The sequence below is a fragment of the Eggerthella sinensis genome (genome assembly GCF_003339815.1).
Lineage (GTDB): Bacteria > Actinomycetota > Coriobacteriia > Coriobacteriales > Eggerthellaceae > Eggerthella > Eggerthella sinensis.
On sequence record NZ_PPTT01000045.1, the window covers coordinates 1 to 17,448 of the forward strand.

The window sequence follows — 17,448 nt, forward strand, 5'->3', positions numbered from 1 at the left end:
CTCAAGCACCCCTCCCCACCCCCTCATTCCTCGGAAAGGAACCCCCATGAAGCTCTACGATGCGGCTATCATCGGCTTTGGAAAAGGCGGTAAGACGCTGGCTGGCACGCTGGCAGCCGCAGGTCAGAGCGTTGCCGTGATCGAGCAGTCCCCGCGCATGTACGGCGGCACCTGCATCAACGTCGCCTGCATCCCCACGAAGACCCTCGTGCACGCCGCCGCACTCTCGCAAGCGCAGGGCGGCACCTTCGCCGAACGCGCCGCGCGCTACGCCGCCGCCATCGACGAGAAGGACCGCGTGACGGGCATGCTGCGGGCCAAGAACTACCACAAGATCGCCGACTTGCCGAACGTCGACGTCATCGACGGCCGCGCCTCGTTCGTGGACGCGACGCACCTCGCCATCGAGCCGGCCGTCGCGGAAGGAGCCGCATCCGCGGAAACCGCGCCGCAGCAGATCGAGGCCGACCGCATCTTCGTCAACACGGGCGCACGCCCCTTCGTGCCGCCCATCCCCGGCATCGACAGCCCGCGCGTGTTCGTGAGCGAGGCGCTGCTCGACCTGCGCACGCTGCCCGAGCGCTTCGTCATCATCGGTGGCGGGTACATCGGCCTCGAGTTCGCCTCCATGTACGCGAACTTCGGATCGCAGGTCACCGTCGTGCAGGACACCGAGCAGTTCATCCCCCGCGAAGACGCCGCCATCGCAACCGCCGTGCTGGAAAGCCTCGAGCAGCGCGGGATTCGCATCGTGCGCAGCGCCCGCGTCGTGCGCATCGACCACGAAGCCGCACAGGACGCCGTGGTGGTCGAGGTCGCCGGTGCCGAAGAGCGCATCCCGGCCGATGCCGTGCTCGTGGCGACGGGTCGTCGCCCGAACGTGGAGGGGCTCGCGCTCGACGCCGCCGGCGTGGAACTCACCGAGCGCGGCGCCATCCGCACCGACGAGCATCTGCGCACCACCGCGGCGAACATCCACGCGATGGGCGACGTCGTGGGCGGCTTGCAGTTCACCTACATCTCGCTCGACGACTTCCGCATCGTGAAGGACGACCTGCTGGGCGACGGCACGCGCACCACCGGAAACCGCGGCGCCGTGCCCTACAGCGTGTTCCTCGACCCGCCGTTTTCGCGCGTGGGCATGACGGAGCAGGAAGCGCGCGACGCCGGGTTCACCGTGAAGCTGGCCGAGCTTCCGGCGGCAGCCATCCCGAAGGCGCAGGTGCTGGGCAAGCCCGTCGGGCTGCTGAAGGCCGTCATCGACGCCGACACCGATCGCCTGCTGGGCGCGCACCTGTTCTGCGAGGAGTCGTACGAGATGATCAACACGGCGAAGCTGGCCATCGACGCCGGGCTGCCGTATCAGACGCTGCGCGACGCTATCTACACGCACCCCACCATGAGCGAAGCATTCAACGACCTGTTCGCCGCCGTGTCATCCTGAGCGAGCGAAGCAAGTCGAAGGATCCCGATTGTCACCGCACGGGATCCTTCGACTACGGCCTTCGGCCTCCGCTCAGGATGACAATATGCTCGGGATTCGCCTATTTCGCGATGAGCACGGGGATGGGCGAGGCGTGCAGCAGCTTGTGGCTGACGCTGCCCATGTACTCCTTGAGGCCGCTCAGGCCGCGGTTGCCCACCACCAGCAGGTCGTAGCTGCGCTGGTCGATGAGCTTCACGATCTCGGTGGCGGGGTTCGTGCCCGTCAGCAGCAGCGAATCGGTGCGCGCTGCCACGTCGTCGCCCATCTTCTGCTCCGCGTCGGCAAGCAGGTCTTCGCCATCGGAAATCATCATGTCGAGGATGTCCTTGAAGTTCGCCATCTGCGTTTCGTCGAGCAGCGGAATGGGTACCACGTACACGATGTCGACGTGCGCTTCGGGATTGGTTTTCGCCAGGCTGGCAGCCATTTCGAGCGCGCGCTCGGCACCCTCGGATTCGTCGAACGCCACGAGCAACTTGTTTACGGCCATGGTGGCCTCCTCTCGGTCGCGGCGAGCGCGGTGCGCCGCCTCATAACATCCTGACCCCAGTATAGCGCAAGCCCCACCTCAACAATCAACCAACGCTTTCGTGACCACTTCAGCGCGGTTCGCGCACGCTGCTCCGAACGACGTCGAAGCCGTCTACCATGAACGGTCGCAACGGGTTCGCCCGCAGCCGCAACCACGATGAAGGGACACACCATGGAACAGTTCGACGCAGCGATCATTGGCTTCGGAACGGCAGGCCGCGCGATGGGCGAGGCGCTGTCCGACGCAGGGCAGACGATCGCGGTTGTCGAGCAGTCCGACACCATGTACGGCGGCGCTTGCGTGAACAACGCGTGCATCCCCACGAAGGCGCTCGTGGAATCGGCGCGCCTGTCGGCGGCTATCGGCGGCCCTATCACGCAGCGCGAAGAGCGCTACACGGCCGCCGTCGACGACATGAACGAGCTGCGCACCGCCTCGCGCAAGCGCAACTACCACGCGCTTGCCGACCGTTCCAACGTCACCGTCATCGACGGCCGCGCCTCGTTCGTGGACGCCACCCACCTCACGGTGGCAACCGCGTCGGGCACGCGCGACATCGAGGCGAAGCGCCTGTTCATCGACACGGGCTCGCTGCCCTCGTTGCCCTCCATCCCCGGCGTCGACAGCCCCCGCGTGTTCGTGAGCAGCTCGATGATCGACCTGCGCGAGCTTCCGCGTCAGCTGGTCATCATCGGCGGCGGTTACGTGGGCCTGGAATTCGCCTCGTTCTACACCGACTTCGGCGCGCAGGTGACCATCCTGCAGCACGGCTCGGCTATCCTCGAGCACGAAGACCCCGAGACGGCGGAGGCCGTGCGCAAGAGCCTCACCGACCGCGGCGTGACCATCGTGTACAACGCCGAGGTGCAGCGCATCGACGACGAGCACGACCAGGTGCTGGTGTTCGCGCAGGTGGACGGCAAGGAGAAGCGCTATCCCGCGCACGCCGCGCTGGTCGCCATCGGCCGCACGCCCAACACGACCGGCCTCAACCTGGCCGCCGCCGGCATCGAGCAGAACGAGCGCGGCGGCATCAAGGTGGACGACCACCTGCGCACCACGGCCGACAACATCTGGGCCATGGGCGACGTGACCGGCGGCCTGCAGTTCACCTACATCGCCTACGACGACTTCCGCATCGCCGCCTCCGACGTGCTGGGCGACGGCTCGCGCACCACGAAGAACCGCGGCGCCATCCCCTACTGCACGTTCGTGCATCCGCCGTTCGCCCGCGTGGGCATGACCGAGGACGAGGCGCGCGCCGCGGGCTACACCGTGGACGTGTACACGCTGCCGGCCGAGAACATCTCGCAGGCGCACATCCTGCAGGATCCGATCGGTCTCATGAAGGCCGTGGTGGACGCGAATTCCAACGTGGTGCTGGGCATGGACCTGTTCTGCGAAGACGCGCAGGAATTGGTGAACACCGTCAAGCTGGTGATGGACGCGCGCATCCCCGCCTCCGTGCTGCAAAGCGCCGTATTCACGCACCCCTCCATGACCGAAGCGTTCAACAACCTGTTCGCACAGAGGAGTAAGTAACTCCACATTCTCAGCTCTGCGTCGAGACCTCAACTTAATGTTTAAGGAGGTTGACATGGGCTTTCTCTCAGCAGATTATGGGTAACGCTTCGTACTACCATCACGAATTCCGCGATTGGCAGCCGCCCGTTTCAGCGCGCGCCGACGCGTTTTCGCGCGAGCAATTCGCGTTTCGTCAGAACGAGAAAGGAACCATCATGGCCATTGAAGCGTATTGCATGAAGTGCAAGGAAAAGAAGGAAATGAAGGACCCCGTGGAGGGCACCACGAAGAACGGCAAACCCATCACGAAGGGCACCTGCCCCGTGTGCGGCAGCACCATTTGCCGCATCGGCGCCGCGAAGTAGCTCACGCACTTCGATCCGTACGAGCAAGACGAGAAGCGAAGCGCGATGCCATGGGTTGGCACCGCGCTTCTTTGGGGATAGATCACCAGGAGGGCACATGGAAGTTTCATCTATGAAGAAGTATGCAGCTGAGTGCTTCGGCACGTTCGTTCTCACGCTGTTCGGCTGCGGCAGCGCGGCGGTCGCCGGCGCAACGCTGGGCACGCTGGGCATCGCTATGGCGTTCGGCTTGTCCATCGTTGCGATGGCATTCGTCATCGGCAACATCTCGGGCTGCCACATCAACCCGGCCGTATCGTTCGGCCTGTTCCTCGACAAGCGCCTGTCGGCGAAGGACCTCATCGGCTACTGGGTTGCGCAGTTCATCGGCGGCATCGTTGCCGGTGCCGTGCTCGCGCTCATCATCAGCATGTGCGATCTGGGCGGCGTGCTGGTCACGGGCCTGGGCTGCGACGGCTACGAGGCCGCTTCCGCCGTGGGCATTTCCGTGGTGGGCGCCGTCATCGTGGAAATCATCCTCACCTGCATCTTCGTGCTGTCGGTGCTGGGCTCCACGGCCGACGAGAAAACCGCTCCGTTCGCCGGCATCATCATCGGCCTTACGCTGACGTTCGTGCACATCATGGGCATCCCGCTGACGGGCACGTCCGTGAACCCCGCGCGCAGCTTCGGCCCGGCGCTGCTGATGGCCTTCAACGGCGACATGACCGCGCTGTCGCAGGTGTGGGTGTTCATCGTCGGCCCGCTGCTCGGCGCCGCCTGCGCCGCCGGCATCTGGATTGCCTTCAAGAACAAGAAGGCCGCGTAACCGATTACGTCGCACCGCCTCGCGCCGCATGAAGAAGGCCCCGAACGTGACGTTCGGGGCCTTCTCTTTTCGCAGGTTCTCACGACGGATGCGCTTCGGCATCAGTCGAAGGGGTCAATCAATGCCGCCCCCCCCCCCGGAGCGATGTGCGGACGCGGCAGCCGCGGCGGCGAAACGCTTAACCGGGTCGATGCCCAACAACATGCGATCGCTCAGCAGCCACCGCTCGAGCGCCAAATACGCCGGAGCCTTGTTGTTCTTGAGGCTGACCAGGCAGATGGGAATGGCGATGGCGTCTTCAGGGGCGATGAGCCGCATCTCGGTGTTCGGATACATTTGACCGAGCGCGGGAATGCCCACCGCAAACGCCAACCCCTGCTCGTTCAGGAGAAATGCGTTGAAGTGCTCGGCGTTCGTGGTGCAGAACCGGATGTTCACGCCATGCTTGCGATACACCGAGACGATGGAGTTGTTGAAGCTGTCGAATTCGGGCGACACGGACACGGGATACGGCCTGATGTCGGCAAGCGTGACCGTCCGATGCGCCGTGAGCGGATGCGCGTGCGCCATGATGACGCCCGGCGCCACCTTGCCGATGGACATGCAGTCCACATCGGGATGCTCGAACGTGCCTACGATGATGAGCGCGTCGAGAAATCCCGCGCGCATGGCCGCAACGCCGCGCGTGCCCGTTTCCAGCGCCACCGAGGCGTTGATGCCCATGTTCTTGCTCACGAAGCTGGCAATGCTGGCCCGCGCCTGCTCATGTCCGGAAAACGGCGGCGTGCACAGCGCCAGTCTCAAAGAGGAGACGCCCTCCAAACGTCGGTTGTGCGCAAAGGCCTCGAGCTCGTCGAAGTCGCGCAGCACCGGTTCGGCTTTTGCATAAAAGGCTTTGCCGAACGGCGTGGGATGCACGCCCCGGCTTTCTCGCACGAACAAATCGTTCTTCAGTTCGCGCTCAAGATCCGCGATGGCTTTTGAGACCGCTTGCACGGTCACGTACTGCTCCTTCGCGGCGGCCGACAGGCTGCCGTCCAAGAATACAGCGACGAAATATCTAATCTGTTTGATATTCAAAAAGTCTACCTCGGAGTTGTCCATCTCGTATCTTTGGGAAAATTCTAACGCTCCTATCCGGCATTACTTATGAGACGCACTCCGTTCAACTATCTTTTGAACAATCGTTGATCGAGCGAGAGAAGCACGCGAGCGGCCTTCTTCTTGACGGCCGTACAGGCCGTGCTCCACGCAAGCGTTTACTCGCAAAGCGGCCCGCTTGGTGTAAGCTTCGTAAGGCATGATCGACCACCTGAAGAAGGAACGTGCATGGCATCTACAGGCTTTCCTCTCCGCACCGCTGCCGACGCGCCGCGCCGCATCGGCATGCCGCGCGCGCTGCTGCACTACCGCTACGGCACGCTGTGGACAACGTTCTTCGAAGAGCTGGGGTGCAACGTGGTGCCGAGCGATCCCACCGATCGGGGCACGGTGGCGCGCGGCGACGCGCTGTCGAACGACGAATGCTGCCTCGCTTCGAAAATTTACCTGGGACATGTGGCCGCGCTCGTGGAGGGCGGCGCGTGCGACGCCGTGTTCGTGCCGAGCATCGCGAACGTGGGAAGGCGGCGCGGCTTCTGCACGAAGTTCCAGGCGCTGCCCGACCTCGTGGCCAACACCTTCGCCGACGAGCGCATCGAGCTGGTGTCGTGCCTCGTCAACGAAGTGGAGGAGCACGCCGGCATGAAGGAGGCTCTCATCGCGTTGGCCACCGAGCGCTTCGCCGCGCCACGCGACGCGAAGCGCGCCTGGAAGGTGGCGGCCCGCGCTCAGGAGCTGGCCGAACGCGCCGCGCTGTCGAAGCAGGCGAACGCGTTGGCGAAGCTGGCCGCCGAGCGCGCGACGGCGAAGCGCCCCGAGGACGCGCCCCTGGGCATCCTGCTGGCGGCGCACCCCTACCTCGCGCACGACCCGTTCATGGGCGGCGCGCTGGTGGACATGCTCGAGCGCATGAACGCCATGGTGCTGTTCACCGACGACGCCGACCGCGAGCGCGCGCTCAAGACGAGCTTCGACTTCTCCGACACCCTGCCGTGGATCGTGAACCGCGAAATCGTCGGCGCCATCACGCAGCTGCACGACGACGTGGACGGCATCGTGCTGGTGAGCGCCTTCCCCTGCGGGCCCGACTCCATGACCGATGACGCCATCGTGCGTTGCATTCAGGGCAAGCCCGTGCTCAACCTCACCATCGATTCCCAGAGCGGGACGGCTGGACTGGAAACGCGCGTCGAGAGCTTCGTCGACATTTTGCGGTACCAGAAGAAAGGAGGCTACGTTGGCGCCTGACGTGAAACGCGACGTCGTCAACCCGCTGCACACCGACGGCGACGAGGAAGCCCGCGGCGTCCGCGTGGTGGTGGGCACCGAGCGCGGCCCGTTCAAGTTGCTGCCGAAGCGACCCAAGCGGGCGAAACGCGACCGGCATGCGCGCACGCGCGTGGCGTTCTTCCGCTACAGCTACTACGACATCGCGTTCAAATTCTTCGTCGAACACGTGCTCGACGCCGACTTCGTCGCGCTGCCGAAGCCCACGAAGCGCACCATCGAACTGGGCTCGCGGCATTCGAGCGACATGGTGTGCGCGCCGTTCAAGCACATCCTGGGTGACTACATCGAGGCGCTCGAGCTGGGAGCCGACGTGCTCGTGCAGTTCGCGGGGCCCTGCCGCCTGGGGTATTACGGCGAGCTACAGCAGTCCATCCTGCGCGACATGGGCTACGAGTTCGACATGTTGAACTTCGCCACCATGACGGGCAAGCCGCTAACCGAGTACATCTCGGTGTGCAAGAAGAAGGTGAACCCCGACCTGTCGGTGCCGCACGGCGTGCGCAGCATGCTGGCCGTGTTCAAGATGATCGAGAATCTGGACGACGTGAACGACTTCTACCTGGCGAACGCGGGGTTCGAGGCGGAGCGCGGCTCGTTCGACCGCGCGCGCGAATCCTACTTCGCCGACATGCGCGATGCCAAGAACGAACGCGACATCGCCGAAGCGCAGCGCGCCGGCCTCGACGCCTTGCGCGCGCTGCCGACGAACCGCCCGGAGCGTCCGCTGCGCGTGGGCATCGTGGGCGAGTACTTCACCGCGGCCGACCCCGCGAGCAACCTCGACCTCGAGCGCAAGTTTCTCGACATGGGCGTTGAGCTGCACCGCGTGCTCAACATGACGAACCGCAACCTGCGCTACAACGAGAAGAACCTGCGCGCGAGCATTTCCGACTACGTGCGCTACGACATGGGACCGACGTCGAGCATGACCATTGCCGCGGCTTTGAAATACGCCCAAGAAGGATTCGACGGCATCGTGCACCTCAAGTCGTCGGGCTGCACGCCCGAGGTGGATTGCATGCCCGTGCTACAGCGCATCAGCCGCGACACCGGCGTGCCCGTGCTGTACCTCAGCTACGATTCGCAGACGAGCGACACCGGCCTGGACACCCGCCTCGAAGCGTTCTACGACATGATTGCCATGAAGAAGGAGAAGACAAGATGACGGATGCGACGGAATGCTACCTGGGCATCGACATCGGGTCGATTTCCACGAAGGGCGTGATCATCGACGCCGATCGGCGCATCATCGCGCGCACGTACCTGTGGACCGAGGGCAACCCGGCCGACGCCGCGCGGCGCGTGGTGGCCGACCTGGGCTCGCAGGTTGATCGCGACGCCGTGCGCGTGCGCGCCGTGGGCACGACGGGCAGCGCGCGGCGGCTCGTGGGCGCCATGTGCGGCGCGACCGTGGTGAAGAACGAGATCACGGCCCATGCGGTGGGCACGACGTACCTGCATCCCGATGTGCGCACCATCCTGGAAATCGGCGGTCAGGACTCGAAGATCATCTGCGTGGAGAACGGCATCGCCGTGGACTACGCCATGAACACGCTGTGCGCCGCCGGCACGGGCGCGTTCCTGTCGAGCCAGGCGCACCGCCTGGGCGTCGAGGTGGAGGAGTTCGGCGACATCGCGCTCACCTCGAAGAAACCGGCGAACATCGCGGCGCGCTGCACCGTGTTCGCGGAGTCCGACCTCGTGCACAAGATTCAGGTGGGCTACGCCCGCGAGGACATCATCGCGGGCCTGTGCCGCGCGGTGGCCACGAACTACCTGAACAACGTGGGCAAAGGCAAGCAGATTGCCGCGCCCGTGGTGTTTCAGGGAGGCGTGAGCAAGAACGTCGGCGTGGTGCAGGCGTTCAAGGACGAGCTGGGCATGGACGTGACGGTTGACGAGGACGGGCACCTTATGGGTGCGTTCGGCGTGGCGCTGCTGGCGGCCGAGGCCGCGCCGCGCGCGGCGGGATCGTCGCCGTCGGACGAGGCGTTCGACTTCGACGCGCTGCGCTCGTTCGAGTTCGTCACGCGCGAGGTGGAATGCCAGAAGTGCGCGAACCACTGCGAGATCATCTGCGTCTACCGCGACGGCAAGCTCATCGACTCCTGGGGCAACCGCTGCGACAAAGGCGAAGTGCGGGCGAAGGGGTAGGCGGGGTTCGGCCGCGCACCCCTTCTGCGCCTCTTACCCCTGCCCGCACCCCTTCTGCGCCTCTTACCCCTGCCCGCACCCTTCTCTTCTTCTTTTTATCCCTGTCCTCCCTGGAAGCTGGGGTATAGCGTCATGCCGCCGTCGACGACCAGCGTGGTGCCGGTGACGTAGCGCGCCTGCTCGGACGCGAGCCATGCCGCCGCCGCGGCGATGTCGTCGGGCGCGCCGACGTAGCCCATCGGGATGAGGCGCTCGACGGCCGCGCGCTCGTCGGGGTCGGCGAACTTCTGCGCGTTGATGGGCGTGTCCATGGCGCCGGGCGCGATGGCGTTCACGCGGATGCCGCGATCGGCGTACTCAAGCGCGAGCGTTTTCGTCAGCATGCCGATGCCGGCCTTGCTGGCCGCATAATCGGCGAAGTGCGGCCACGGAATAACCTCGTGCACGGACGATAGGTTGATGACGACGCCCGGCATCTTGTGCTCGAGGAAGTGCTGGATGGCACGACGAGAGCCGGCGAACACGCCGGTCAGGTTCACGTCGATGACGCGCTGCCACTCTTCGATGGACTTCTGATCCGAGGGGGTGGCCCGCTCGATGCCCGCGTTGTTCACCCAAATGTCCACGCCGCCGAACGAGAACATGGCCGCATCGTACAGCGCATCCACGCATTCGGCCTTGCTCACGTCGGATTGCACGGCCGCCGCCGCGCCGCCCGCTTCCTCGATGGCCCGCACCGTTTCGCGCGCGCCTTCCTCGTCCGAGCGGTAGTTCGTCACCACGTTCATGCCCTCGGCGCCGAAGCGCCGCGCAATGGCGGCACCGAGACCCTTCGAGCTGCCGGTCACCACCGCTGTCTTGCCGCGCAAATCCTCGAACATCGCACTCATCCTTCCGCACGCTGCCATCGTCAATCCCGCGACCATACCGCACCGACGCGACGAGCCTCCCGCGCGCCTGCGCACTGTCGCCCGCTCGTGAAGGCCGCGCCGACGCGCCGTCACGCGAAGGATGGGACGGAATCGCACGGTTCTAACGATGCGCGGGGGCGGATTGTTCGGGATACTTGCCTGCGTACCCAAGGGAAAGGACCGGCATGCTCGTTGAATTCAAAGGAATGCTCCCGGACGTGGAGAAGGCGGCGTACATCGCGCCGAACGCTGCGCTGTGCGGCGACGTGGTGATGGACGAGGGCAGCTCGGTGTGGTTCAGCGCCGTCATCCGCGGCGAAGTGGCGCCCATCCGCATAGGCAAGAACAGCAACGTGCAGGATAACGCCATGCTGCACAGCGACTACGACTGCCCCGTCACGCTGGGCGATCGCGTCTCGGTGGGCCACAACGCCATCGTGCACGGCGCCACCATCGAGGACAACGTGACCGTGGGCATGCACGCCACGGTGATGAACGGCGCCGTCATCGGCCGCGGGTCGATGATTGCCGCGGGCGCGCTCGTGAAGGAGCGATCCGTCATCCCGCCGTGCTCGCTGGTGGTGGGTGTGCCGGGCAAGGTGATTCGCACGCTCGACGCCGAGACGGTCGCGCGCAACATCGAGCACTCCCAAGAAGCCTACATCGCCGACGCGCAGGAGTACGCGAAAGCCCGGGTTATCGGGTAGGAAAAGCCGCACATGCAGCACTCCTTTTTCTGACGCTTATCGTTGATTCAATTATTATTTGAATCAACGATAAGTTGAATGATGGGAGAACTCTATGAGAAGTCTGACGAGTTGCGAGATCGCACAAGGCGGACGCCAGGATGGAAAAGCGGTCGTTCACTGCACGTACGACAACGGATCGAACGAAGAACTGGAGTGCGAGCACTTCGCCGTGCTCGAAATACCCGCACAAGGCATTCAAGTATCGAACGCTGTCATCGACGAATTGCGTTTGTCGGGGATCATCGAGGGCGAGGTTCTTATCCAAAACTGCTTTATCGCTGCGGTAGCGAAGGGTCACTGCGTAGAATTCGAAGAACGCGTTGATTTCAGCGGCAGCGCCTTTCTCGGATCCTGCGATTTCTCCGCAACGTTTCACGGTAAGGTGCGATTCGACAAAGCAACGTTCTTCGACACGTGCGAGTTTTCCGGCACCTTTGATAGGTATACTAGCTTTCAAGGGGCTTCCTTTTTGGGAGACGTCGCAAGCTTTCAAGAAGCCGATCTTGGAGGTATCAGCTTCAAGATGGCCAACGCCCGCGGCTGCGACTTCAATTTTCAAGAAGCATACGTTTCGCAAGGTGAATTCCTATTCTCGGATGTCAGAATCGAACAGGGGCTTGTCGACTTTTCCGGAACTGTTTTCGACGACGTAAAGCTCGTCTCCTTTCTCGGACTCGAGACCGACTCCACCGTGAAATTCAACCGAGCATCGCTCGACTGCAACGAACTACGCTGGTACCACGCCAACGTAGAGAAGCTCGTATTCCTCTCGTGCGACCTTAACTGCGCCAAAGCAGAGTTCCAGATGGAATGCCATTCGCTCATCATCAATGGGGGAACAAACCAGAAAAGCCTCGACTTCCGCCCAACAACGGGTCTTTCGGCTTTTTCGCTCTGCGGTTTGGCGAATATGGGAATCATACTTATCGACCGCAGCCCTGAAGAACTCATTAAATTGATTGACGTTCCCGTCGCCACGGTATGGGAGAAGGGTCGCCAATGGAGGAACCCGACGCACAAGGACAAGGCCGACCAATACTTCACGCTTAAACAAGTGTTCAACAGGAATGGTTTTTATGAAAACGAAGATGCAATGTACTGCGCCTATCGACGAGAACTCAGAAAACAACGGCTCGAAACCGCAAAGAACCATCTGACAGATCGCAACGCCGGGATCATCGCACGCCTCAAGGAAGCCATGTACTTTCCAAGACATTTCCTCTACGACTTCCTCGTATGCGATGTTGTCGGGTGTTACGCAACGTCGCCGAAACGCGTATTTGCAACTTGCCTGATTACGATACTCGTTTTTTCGTTCCTGATGACGCCTATCACCGTCTCCCTCGACACGCTCATCCACGCGGAGGATTTCGCGCAAGCTATCGCCCCCGTGCTGCACACGTGGTCTGACGGACTGTATAACAGTGCGCAGGCATTCTTGACCGTCGGATTTTTAGGGTCCGAATCAGCTGGAGCCGCCCTGCGCACTATATGCGCAATCGAGGGCTTTCTTGGAGTATTCCTCATTACCTATTTCACAGCATCGTTCGCTCATCGCGTGCTGCGATAACTGCTGCGTGCTCATCGATTGTCCCATCTTTCAGATGTTTCACGTGAAACATCTGTTCCCGTCACTTTCAGTGGCAATTTTTTTCGCGATTGCGGGGCTTCGGCCCCGATTTCGCCCCTTTTTCGGCATCGGACGCACATGCCGCAGCAAGAAACACCAGGTCGTGATTTTCTTCCGCGCGACAATCGTCCGCACAACCCCGCAATCGCGAAAAAACTTGCCAACTTCGCCCGATTTTCCGAACATCGCACCCGGGCCACCCTCAAGCCGCCACGGCTTCGCCTCACTTCGCGCAGATGATACCGCACCGTTACGCCACTCCGGACCGTTTTCCGTACAATGAACCCGAACCGAAAAGGAGCTCATTATGGACAACCACAGCAGTGCCGTCGACGAGTACATTGCCGAGCAGCCCGAAGCCGTGCAGCCCGAGCTACGCGCCTTGCGCGCGACCATCCACGCGGCGGCCCCCGACGCCCTCGAGAAAATCTCATGGAGCATGCCCACCTTTTGGCAGGGCGAGAACCTCATCCACTTCGCCGCATTCAAGCACCACATCGGCCTCTACCCCGGGCCGGAGGCAATCGAAGCCTTCGCCGACCGGCTCGCTTTGTACCGCACTTCGAAGGGGGCCATCCAGCTGCCGCTCGACCGCCCCCTCGACCACGACCTCATCGCCGATATCGTGCAGTGGCGCCTCGACCACCTGCGCTAACGGCTACTCCCACTTGAAGAACCGCACGGCGATCACCGTGCACACCACCGCCCACACCGCCATGACGGCAACGGGCACGACGGCCTGATCGACAGGCAACCCGAGCGACATCGCCTTCAGCAGCTTCACGCCCTGCGTGAGCGGCAGCACGTCGGCCACGCGCTGCATCGTCTCGGGCATCACCTCGTACGGCAGCGTCGTCCCCGACAGCAGCAGCATGGGAAAATATAGCACGCTTGCCAGCACACCGGCGATTTTCTCGTTCGGCGCGAGACCGCCCACCATCATGCCGAGCGCCAGCATCGCCGCCAGCACGAGCAGGTACGAGCCGACGAACGCCGGCCACGACCCGGTGAACGCGTAGCCGAAGAACAGGGCAGCCACGCCGAACACGAGCACCGCTGACACGAGCGCGTACACACTGTAGATGGCCACCTGCACCGCCAGGATCAAACGCGCGCTGACCGGCGTGACGAAGTAGCGCTTGAGAATCTTGCGGTACCGGTAGTTCGACACCACAAGCGGCAGCCCCATCGCTCCGCCGGCGCAGATGGCGATGGCCGACACCGCGCCCACCGACTGCGCCACGAACGTGTAGCTTGCGCCTTCGTACGCGGGCTGCCCGCCGAACAGCATGCCGATGACCAGCATCACCACCACGGGCATGATCACGGCGAAGATGGGCATGTTCATGTCGCGCAGCGACAGGCGAAACTCGACGCTGAACAGGGTGCTAAAGGCTTTCATGGGCGCCTCCTTCAATGGCTTGAGTGTTTTCGGCGATTTCGGCGATTTCGGCGCTCTCGCCGCTCTCGGCGTAGGCGAGGTACGCGTCCTCGAACGTTGCAGCATGCTGGGCGGCCACGGCTTCCGCAACCGAGCCCGAGAACACGATGCGGCCCTTCCGCAGAATGGCGATGCGGTCGCAGAGCGCTTCGACCTCGTCCATAAAATGGCTGGTCAGCACAATGGTCATGCCGTTTGCGCGCATATCTGCCAGCAGATTCCACACGTCGCGACGGGCCTTCACGTCAAGACCGGTGGTCAGCTCGTCCAGAAACACCACGTCGGGACGCGGGATGAGGGCGAGCACCACGAACAGGCGCTGCCGCTGCCCGCCCGACAACGACTCCACCGGCTGCACGCGCACCTCGGCCAAGCCGAAACGGGCGAGCAGCTGCGCGGGGTCATCGGCCTCGCGATAGAGCGCGCGCGTCGTGCGGCACAGCTCGTCCACCGTGATCTTGTCCTGGTAGCGCGCTTCCTGAAATTGCACGCCCACGCGCTGAAACAGCTCCTTGCGCTGGGCGCGCGGATCCATGCCCAGAATGGTGGCGCTGCCCGCGTCGGGCTTGCGCACCCCCAACACGCACTCGAGCGTCGTGGTCTTGCCAGCCCCGTTCGCGCCCAGCAGGCCGAACGTCTCGCCGGCGGCAACGTCGAAGCTCACGCCGTCGACAACCGGTTGACCTCCGTACGATTTCCTCACGTCGCGCACGCTTACTACGTTGTTCATGCGTCCTCCTTCTCTCTTCCGTCGCGGAAGATACTACGAGAGGCGCAAACTCTGGTGGCAAAGTGGAGGGTTAGGTTGAGGGGATTTCTTTCATGCGCTCAAGAAGCGCGATCATCTCGAAGGCGTTGCGCTCGGCGGCGTCGAGCGACGTGAGCAGCCGATCGCACACCGAGAGGATATCGTCGTCGGGATCGGGGCTGTCCAGCACGCGCTCGATGTCGGTTGCCGCATCGCGGTCGAGGGCCTCGAGCAAGCGCAGAATGGAGGCGAGCGAGTAGTTCGCCGCACGCAGAGCGCGGATGATGGCCAGCCGGTTGATGTCGGCGGCCGTGTACACGCGGTAGCCGTTTTGCTTGCGTTTGACCTGCAACAACCCATTCATTTCCCAGTTGCGCAACGCGTCGATGGTGGTGTCGAGGTAGTCGGCCGTCTGCTGACGCGTGAGCATGAGGGGCGCAGCAGGCGCAGCGGCAGGTGCGGGCGCCGTCGCAGCGACGTCGTCGGGAGCGAGCGCAAGCAGGCGGCGCACGTGGCACAGCGCGTCTTCGGCGGCGGCGCGCTCGCGGCGCAGGTGCACGACGCGTTGCTCGGCCAGCGCGAGCGCCTCGTCGTAGGATTGCCTCGCCATCGCGTCCACGATGGCCAGCACTTCTTTGCGCAGCCCGTTGTGCACGAGCTCAACGTCGAGTGCCGCGCGCACGAGCTGCACCTGCAACACGTGCAGCTCCGTGAACACCCGATAGCCGTTCTGCCGGCGCTGCGGAGCCGTGATGAAGCCGATGCGCTCGTACAGGCGCACGGTGTTCGGATGCACGCCGGCAATGGCGGCGATGCGGGAAGTGGTGTAGGTGCGCGACGGTTCCATCCGAGCAGTATAGCCGACGTTCGCCGCGCGCCAGGGCGAACGAGGCCATGCCGTTTGCGAAAGCGGAAGACGCGCAGGGCGGGCGCGGACAGTATACTGGAAGCGTTGCTCAACTTTGCTCGCCGCAACGGAGGAGAACCCATGCCGTACCCGACGACGTCGCGCTTCATGACCCGCCGATCGTTCTGCGCCCTGTCCGCCGTCGCGCTCGCCTCTCTCGGCCTGCCCGCGCGCGCATTCGCCGACGAGGCTTCCGCTTCCGCCGCCGCGCTCCCCGGCCCCATCGTCATCGTGCACACGAACGACGTGCACTGCGCCGTCGACGAGAACCTGGGCTACGCGACGCTCGCGGACTACGCCAACGCCATGCGCGCGACGTACGGCAGCCAGAACGTGGCGCTGGTGGACGCTGGCGACGCCGTGCAGGGCAAGGCCATGGGCACGCTGTCGAACGGCGAATACCTCATCGACATCATGAACGAGTGCGCCTACGACTTCGCCATTCCGGGCAACCACGAGTTCGACTTCGGCATGGCCCAGTTCAACACGCTCGTTGCGCTGTCGAAGGCTCCGTATCTCTCGTGCAACTTCACCGACCTGCGCACGGGCAACCTCATGTTCAAGCCCTACGCCACGCGCGATTTCGCCACCTCGGACGGCACGAAGCGCGTCGCGTTCCTGGGCATTTGCACCCCCGAATCGCTGACGAAATCGTCCCCCGCCCACTTTCAGGACGAAAGCGGCACCTCTATCTACGGCTTTCGGGAGGACGAGGACGGAACGGCGCTCTACCAAGCGGTGCAGCAGGCCGTTGACCAGGCACGCGCGGTCGATCACGCCGACTACGTGGTGGCGCTCGCGCACCTCGGACGACGCGGCGTCACCGAGCGCTGGAGCAGCACGTCGGTGGTGGCGAACACGAGCGGCATCGACGTGGTGATCGACGGGCACTCCCACGAGGAGTACGCCGACCTCGTTGCGAACAAGAACGGCGAATCCGTGCTGGTCACACAGACGGGAACCCAACTGGTGAGCATCGGCCAGGTGGTCATCGACCCCTCCGCGAACACCATCTCTGCCACCACGCCGCACTGCACGGCGACGCTCGTGAAAACCTGGGACGGCATCGACGCGGCCACGGCGGCCTTCGTCGCCGGCAAACGCGCGGAGCTGGCGAAGATCACCGACCAGGTGATCGGGCGCTCGGACGTGCGCCTCGTTGCGCTCGAGGACGACAACTACACGTGGGCCGTACGCGCCCACGAGACGAACCTCGGCAATTTCGTGGCCGATGCGTACCTGGCGCTCGCCTGGCACGGCGGCGTCATGGCCGACGTGGCGTTCATCAACGGCGGCGGCATCCGCGCGAACATCGAGCCGGGCGACGTGACCTTCGGCAACCTCATCGACGTGCAGCCCTTCAACAACCAGCTGTGCTACGTGAACACGCTCGGGCAGAACATCCTCGATGCGCTCGAAGCGGGCGTCATGAACCTGCCGAACCCGAGCGGCGGGCTGCAGCACGTTGCGGGCCTGTCGTATACCGTGCGCACCGACATTCCCTCATCGGTGCAGATGCCGGGCGGGCACTTCGGCGGCGTGTCGGGCGAGTATCGCGTGCGCGACGTCATGGTGAACGGCGAGCCGCTTGACGTGGGAAAACGCTACAAGCTGGTGTCGCACACGTATCTGCTGGTGGACGGAGGCGACGGCCTCAACATGTTCATGAACGACGAAGCCGTGCTGCTCGACCTCGACAACAAGGCGCTCATCGAATACATCCAGTACGACTTGAAGGGCGTTATCGGCAGCGAGTACGCCAACCTGGAAGGTCAGGGGCGCATGGCCGTCATGGACGGGCC

General features: G+C 63.8%; 17 protein-coding genes. 11 read left to right on the forward strand and 6 right to left on the reverse strand.

Annotation, left to right across the window (positions count from 1 at the left end; genetic code table 11):
* Window positions 1-46 precede the first annotated feature (46 nt).
* On the forward strand, window positions 47-1,444 hold the full coding sequence (locus C1876_RS16505; protein ID WP_114547817.1) for an FAD-dependent oxidoreductase: 1,398 nt from the start codon (window positions 47-49) through the stop codon (window positions 1,442-1,444).
* Window positions 1,445-1,544: 100 nt separating this feature from the next.
* Here C1876_RS16505 and C1876_RS16510 read toward each other — a convergent pair whose 3' ends face one another.
* A complete protein-coding gene (locus C1876_RS16510; protein ID WP_114547818.1) occupies window positions 1,545-1,976 on the reverse strand; it encodes a universal stress protein in 432 nt (143 codons plus the stop codon).
* Between the two features lie 213 nt (window positions 1,977-2,189).
* Here C1876_RS16510 and C1876_RS16515 point away from each other — a divergent pair, with 213 nt between their 5' ends.
* The 3 genes from C1876_RS16515 to C1876_RS16525 all read left to right on the forward strand — a co-directional run bounded on the left by C1876_RS16515 (window position 2,190) and on the right by C1876_RS16525 (window position 4,715).
* A complete protein-coding gene (locus C1876_RS16515) occupies window positions 2,190-3,560 on the forward strand; it encodes an FAD-dependent oxidoreductase (RefSeq protein ID WP_114547819.1) in 1,371 nt (456 codons plus the stop codon).
* Between the two features lie 197 nt (window positions 3,561-3,757).
* A complete protein-coding gene (locus tag C1876_RS17785) occupies window positions 3,758-3,907 on the forward strand; it encodes a DUF5679 domain-containing protein (protein WP_170139530.1) in 150 nt (49 codons plus the stop codon).
* A 97-nt stretch (window positions 3,908-4,004) separates the two neighbouring features.
* Window positions 4,005-4,715, forward strand: a complete 711-nt coding sequence (locus C1876_RS16525) for an aquaporin (protein ID WP_114547821.1) — start codon at window positions 4,005-4,007, stop codon at window positions 4,713-4,715.
* A 114-nt stretch (window positions 4,716-4,829) separates the two neighbouring features.
* Here C1876_RS16525 and C1876_RS16530 read toward each other — a convergent pair whose 3' ends face one another.
* On the reverse strand, window positions 4,830-5,795 hold the full coding sequence (locus C1876_RS16530; protein ID WP_114547832.1) for a LysR family transcriptional regulator: 966 nt from the start codon (window positions 5,793-5,795) through the stop codon (window positions 4,830-4,832).
* Between the two features lie 249 nt (window positions 5,796-6,044).
* On the opposite strand from C1876_RS16530, the gene C1876_RS16535 reads away from it, so the two are divergent.
* The 3 genes from C1876_RS16535 to C1876_RS16545 are packed head-to-tail and all read left to right on the forward strand — an operon-like array spanning window position 6,045 to window position 9,260.
* A complete protein-coding gene (locus C1876_RS16535; protein WP_114547822.1) occupies window positions 6,045-7,064 on the forward strand; it encodes an acyl-CoA dehydratase activase-related protein in 1,020 nt (339 codons plus the stop codon).
* The gene (locus tag C1876_RS16540; RefSeq protein ID WP_114547823.1) at window positions 7,054-8,271 is read left to right on the forward strand and encodes a 2-hydroxyacyl-CoA dehydratase; all 1,218 of its coding nucleotides are present in this window, start codon (window positions 7,054-7,056) and stop codon (window positions 8,269-8,271) included. The genes C1876_RS16535 and C1876_RS16540 overlap by 11 nt, the downstream gene beginning before the upstream one ends.
* Window positions 8,268-9,260: an acyl-CoA dehydratase activase gene (locus tag C1876_RS16545; RefSeq protein WP_114547824.1), complete on the forward strand. Its 993-nt coding sequence runs from the start codon at window positions 8,268-8,270 to the stop codon at window positions 9,258-9,260. Before C1876_RS16540 ends, C1876_RS16545 begins: the two co-directional genes overlap by 4 nt.
* Before the next feature lie 95 nt (window positions 9,261-9,355).
* Here the strand turns inward: C1876_RS16545 and C1876_RS16550 are convergent, their stop codons facing one another.
* Window positions 9,356-10,141: a glucose 1-dehydrogenase gene (locus C1876_RS16550; protein WP_114547825.1), complete on the reverse strand. Its 786-nt coding sequence runs from the start codon at window positions 10,139-10,141 to the stop codon at window positions 9,356-9,358.
* A gap of 215 nt (window positions 10,142-10,356) precedes the next feature.
* Here C1876_RS16550 and C1876_RS16555 point away from each other — a divergent pair, with 215 nt between their 5' ends.
* The 3 genes from C1876_RS16555 to C1876_RS16565 all read left to right on the forward strand — a co-directional run bounded on the left by C1876_RS16555 (window position 10,357) and on the right by C1876_RS16565 (window position 13,205).
* Entirely contained in the window at window positions 10,357-10,878 is a 522-nt protein-coding gene (locus C1876_RS16555; protein ID WP_114547826.1) for a gamma carbonic anhydrase family protein, read from the forward strand.
* Window positions 10,879-10,972: 94 nt separating this feature from the next.
* A complete protein-coding gene (locus tag C1876_RS16560) occupies window positions 10,973-12,490 on the forward strand; it encodes a pentapeptide repeat-containing protein (RefSeq protein WP_114547827.1) in 1,518 nt (505 codons plus the stop codon).
* A 367-nt stretch (window positions 12,491-12,857) separates the two neighbouring features.
* On the forward strand, window positions 12,858-13,205 hold the full coding sequence (locus C1876_RS16565) for an iron chaperone (protein WP_114547828.1): 348 nt from the start codon (window positions 12,858-12,860) through the stop codon (window positions 13,203-13,205).
* Window positions 13,206-13,208: 3 nt separating this feature from the next.
* On the opposite strand, the gene C1876_RS16570 is transcribed toward C1876_RS16565, so the two are convergent.
* From C1876_RS16570 to C1876_RS16580, 3 genes are all read right to left on the reverse strand, one after another.
* Entirely contained in the window at window positions 13,209-13,952 is a 744-nt protein-coding gene (locus C1876_RS16570; RefSeq protein WP_114547829.1) for an ABC transporter permease, read from the reverse strand.
* On the reverse strand, window positions 13,939-14,721 hold the full coding sequence (locus C1876_RS16575; protein WP_114547830.1) for an ABC transporter ATP-binding protein: 783 nt from the start codon (window positions 14,719-14,721) through the stop codon (window positions 13,939-13,941). The genes C1876_RS16570 and C1876_RS16575 overlap by 14 nt, the downstream gene beginning before the upstream one ends.
* Before the next feature lie 70 nt (window positions 14,722-14,791).
* Window positions 14,792-15,586: a MerR family transcriptional regulator gene (locus tag C1876_RS16580; protein WP_114547831.1), complete on the reverse strand. Its 795-nt coding sequence runs from the start codon at window positions 15,584-15,586 to the stop codon at window positions 14,792-14,794.
* A 141-nt stretch (window positions 15,587-15,727) separates the two neighbouring features.
* On the opposite strand from C1876_RS16580, the gene C1876_RS16585 reads away from it, so the two are divergent.
* Window positions 15,728-17,448, forward strand: a 1,721-nt coding sequence (locus C1876_RS16585; protein WP_148707952.1) for a bifunctional metallophosphatase/5'-nucleotidase, incomplete at its 3' end; no start/stop codon positions are given.

What these genes read in the sequence shown, in the direction of transcription:
- C1876_RS16560 (WP_114547827.1), top strand. Translation starts at nt 10,973, where the DNA reads ATGAGAAGTCTGACGAGTTGCGAGATCGCACAAGGCGGACGCCAGGAT.
- C1876_RS16565 (WP_114547828.1), top strand. Translation starts at nt 12,858, where the DNA reads ATGGACAACCACAGCAGTGCCGTCGACGAGTACATTGCCGAGCAGCCC.
- C1876_RS16535 (WP_114547822.1), top strand. Translation starts at nt 6,045, where the DNA reads ATGGCATCTACAGGCTTTCCTCTCCGCACCGCTGCCGACGCGCCGCGC.
- C1876_RS16525 (WP_114547821.1), top strand. Translation starts at nt 4,005, where the DNA reads ATGGAAGTTTCATCTATGAAGAAGTATGCAGCTGAGTGCTTCGGCACG.
- C1876_RS17785 (WP_170139530.1), top strand. Translation starts at nt 3,758, where the DNA reads ATGGCCATTGAAGCGTATTGCATGAAGTGCAAGGAAAAGAAGGAAATG.
- C1876_RS16575 (WP_114547830.1), bottom strand. Translation starts at nt 14,721, where the DNA reads ATGAACAACGTAGTAAGCGTGCGCGACGTGAGGAAATCGTACGGAGGT.
- C1876_RS16550 (WP_114547825.1), bottom strand. Translation starts at nt 10,141, where the DNA reads ATGTTCGAGGATTTGCGCGGCAAGACAGCGGTGGTGACCGGCAGCTCG.
- C1876_RS16515 (WP_114547819.1), top strand. Translation starts at nt 2,190, where the DNA reads ATGGAACAGTTCGACGCAGCGATCATTGGCTTCGGAACGGCAGGCCGC.
- C1876_RS16510 (WP_114547818.1), bottom strand. Translation starts at nt 1,976, where the DNA reads ATGGCCGTAAACAAGTTGCTCGTGGCGTTCGACGAATCCGAGGGTGCC.
- C1876_RS16580 (WP_114547831.1), bottom strand. Translation starts at nt 15,586, where the DNA reads ATGGAACCGTCGCGCACCTACACCACTTCCCGCATCGCCGCCATTGCC.
- C1876_RS16545 (WP_114547824.1), top strand. Translation starts at nt 8,268, where the DNA reads ATGACGGATGCGACGGAATGCTACCTGGGCATCGACATCGGGTCGATT.
- C1876_RS16570 (WP_114547829.1), bottom strand. Translation starts at nt 13,952, where the DNA reads ATGAAAGCCTTTAGCACCCTGTTCAGCGTCGAGTTTCGCCTGTCGCTG.
- C1876_RS16555 (WP_114547826.1), top strand. Translation starts at nt 10,357, where the DNA reads ATGCTCGTTGAATTCAAAGGAATGCTCCCGGACGTGGAGAAGGCGGCG.
- C1876_RS16505 (WP_114547817.1), top strand. Translation starts at nt 47, where the DNA reads ATGAAGCTCTACGATGCGGCTATCATCGGCTTTGGAAAAGGCGGTAAG.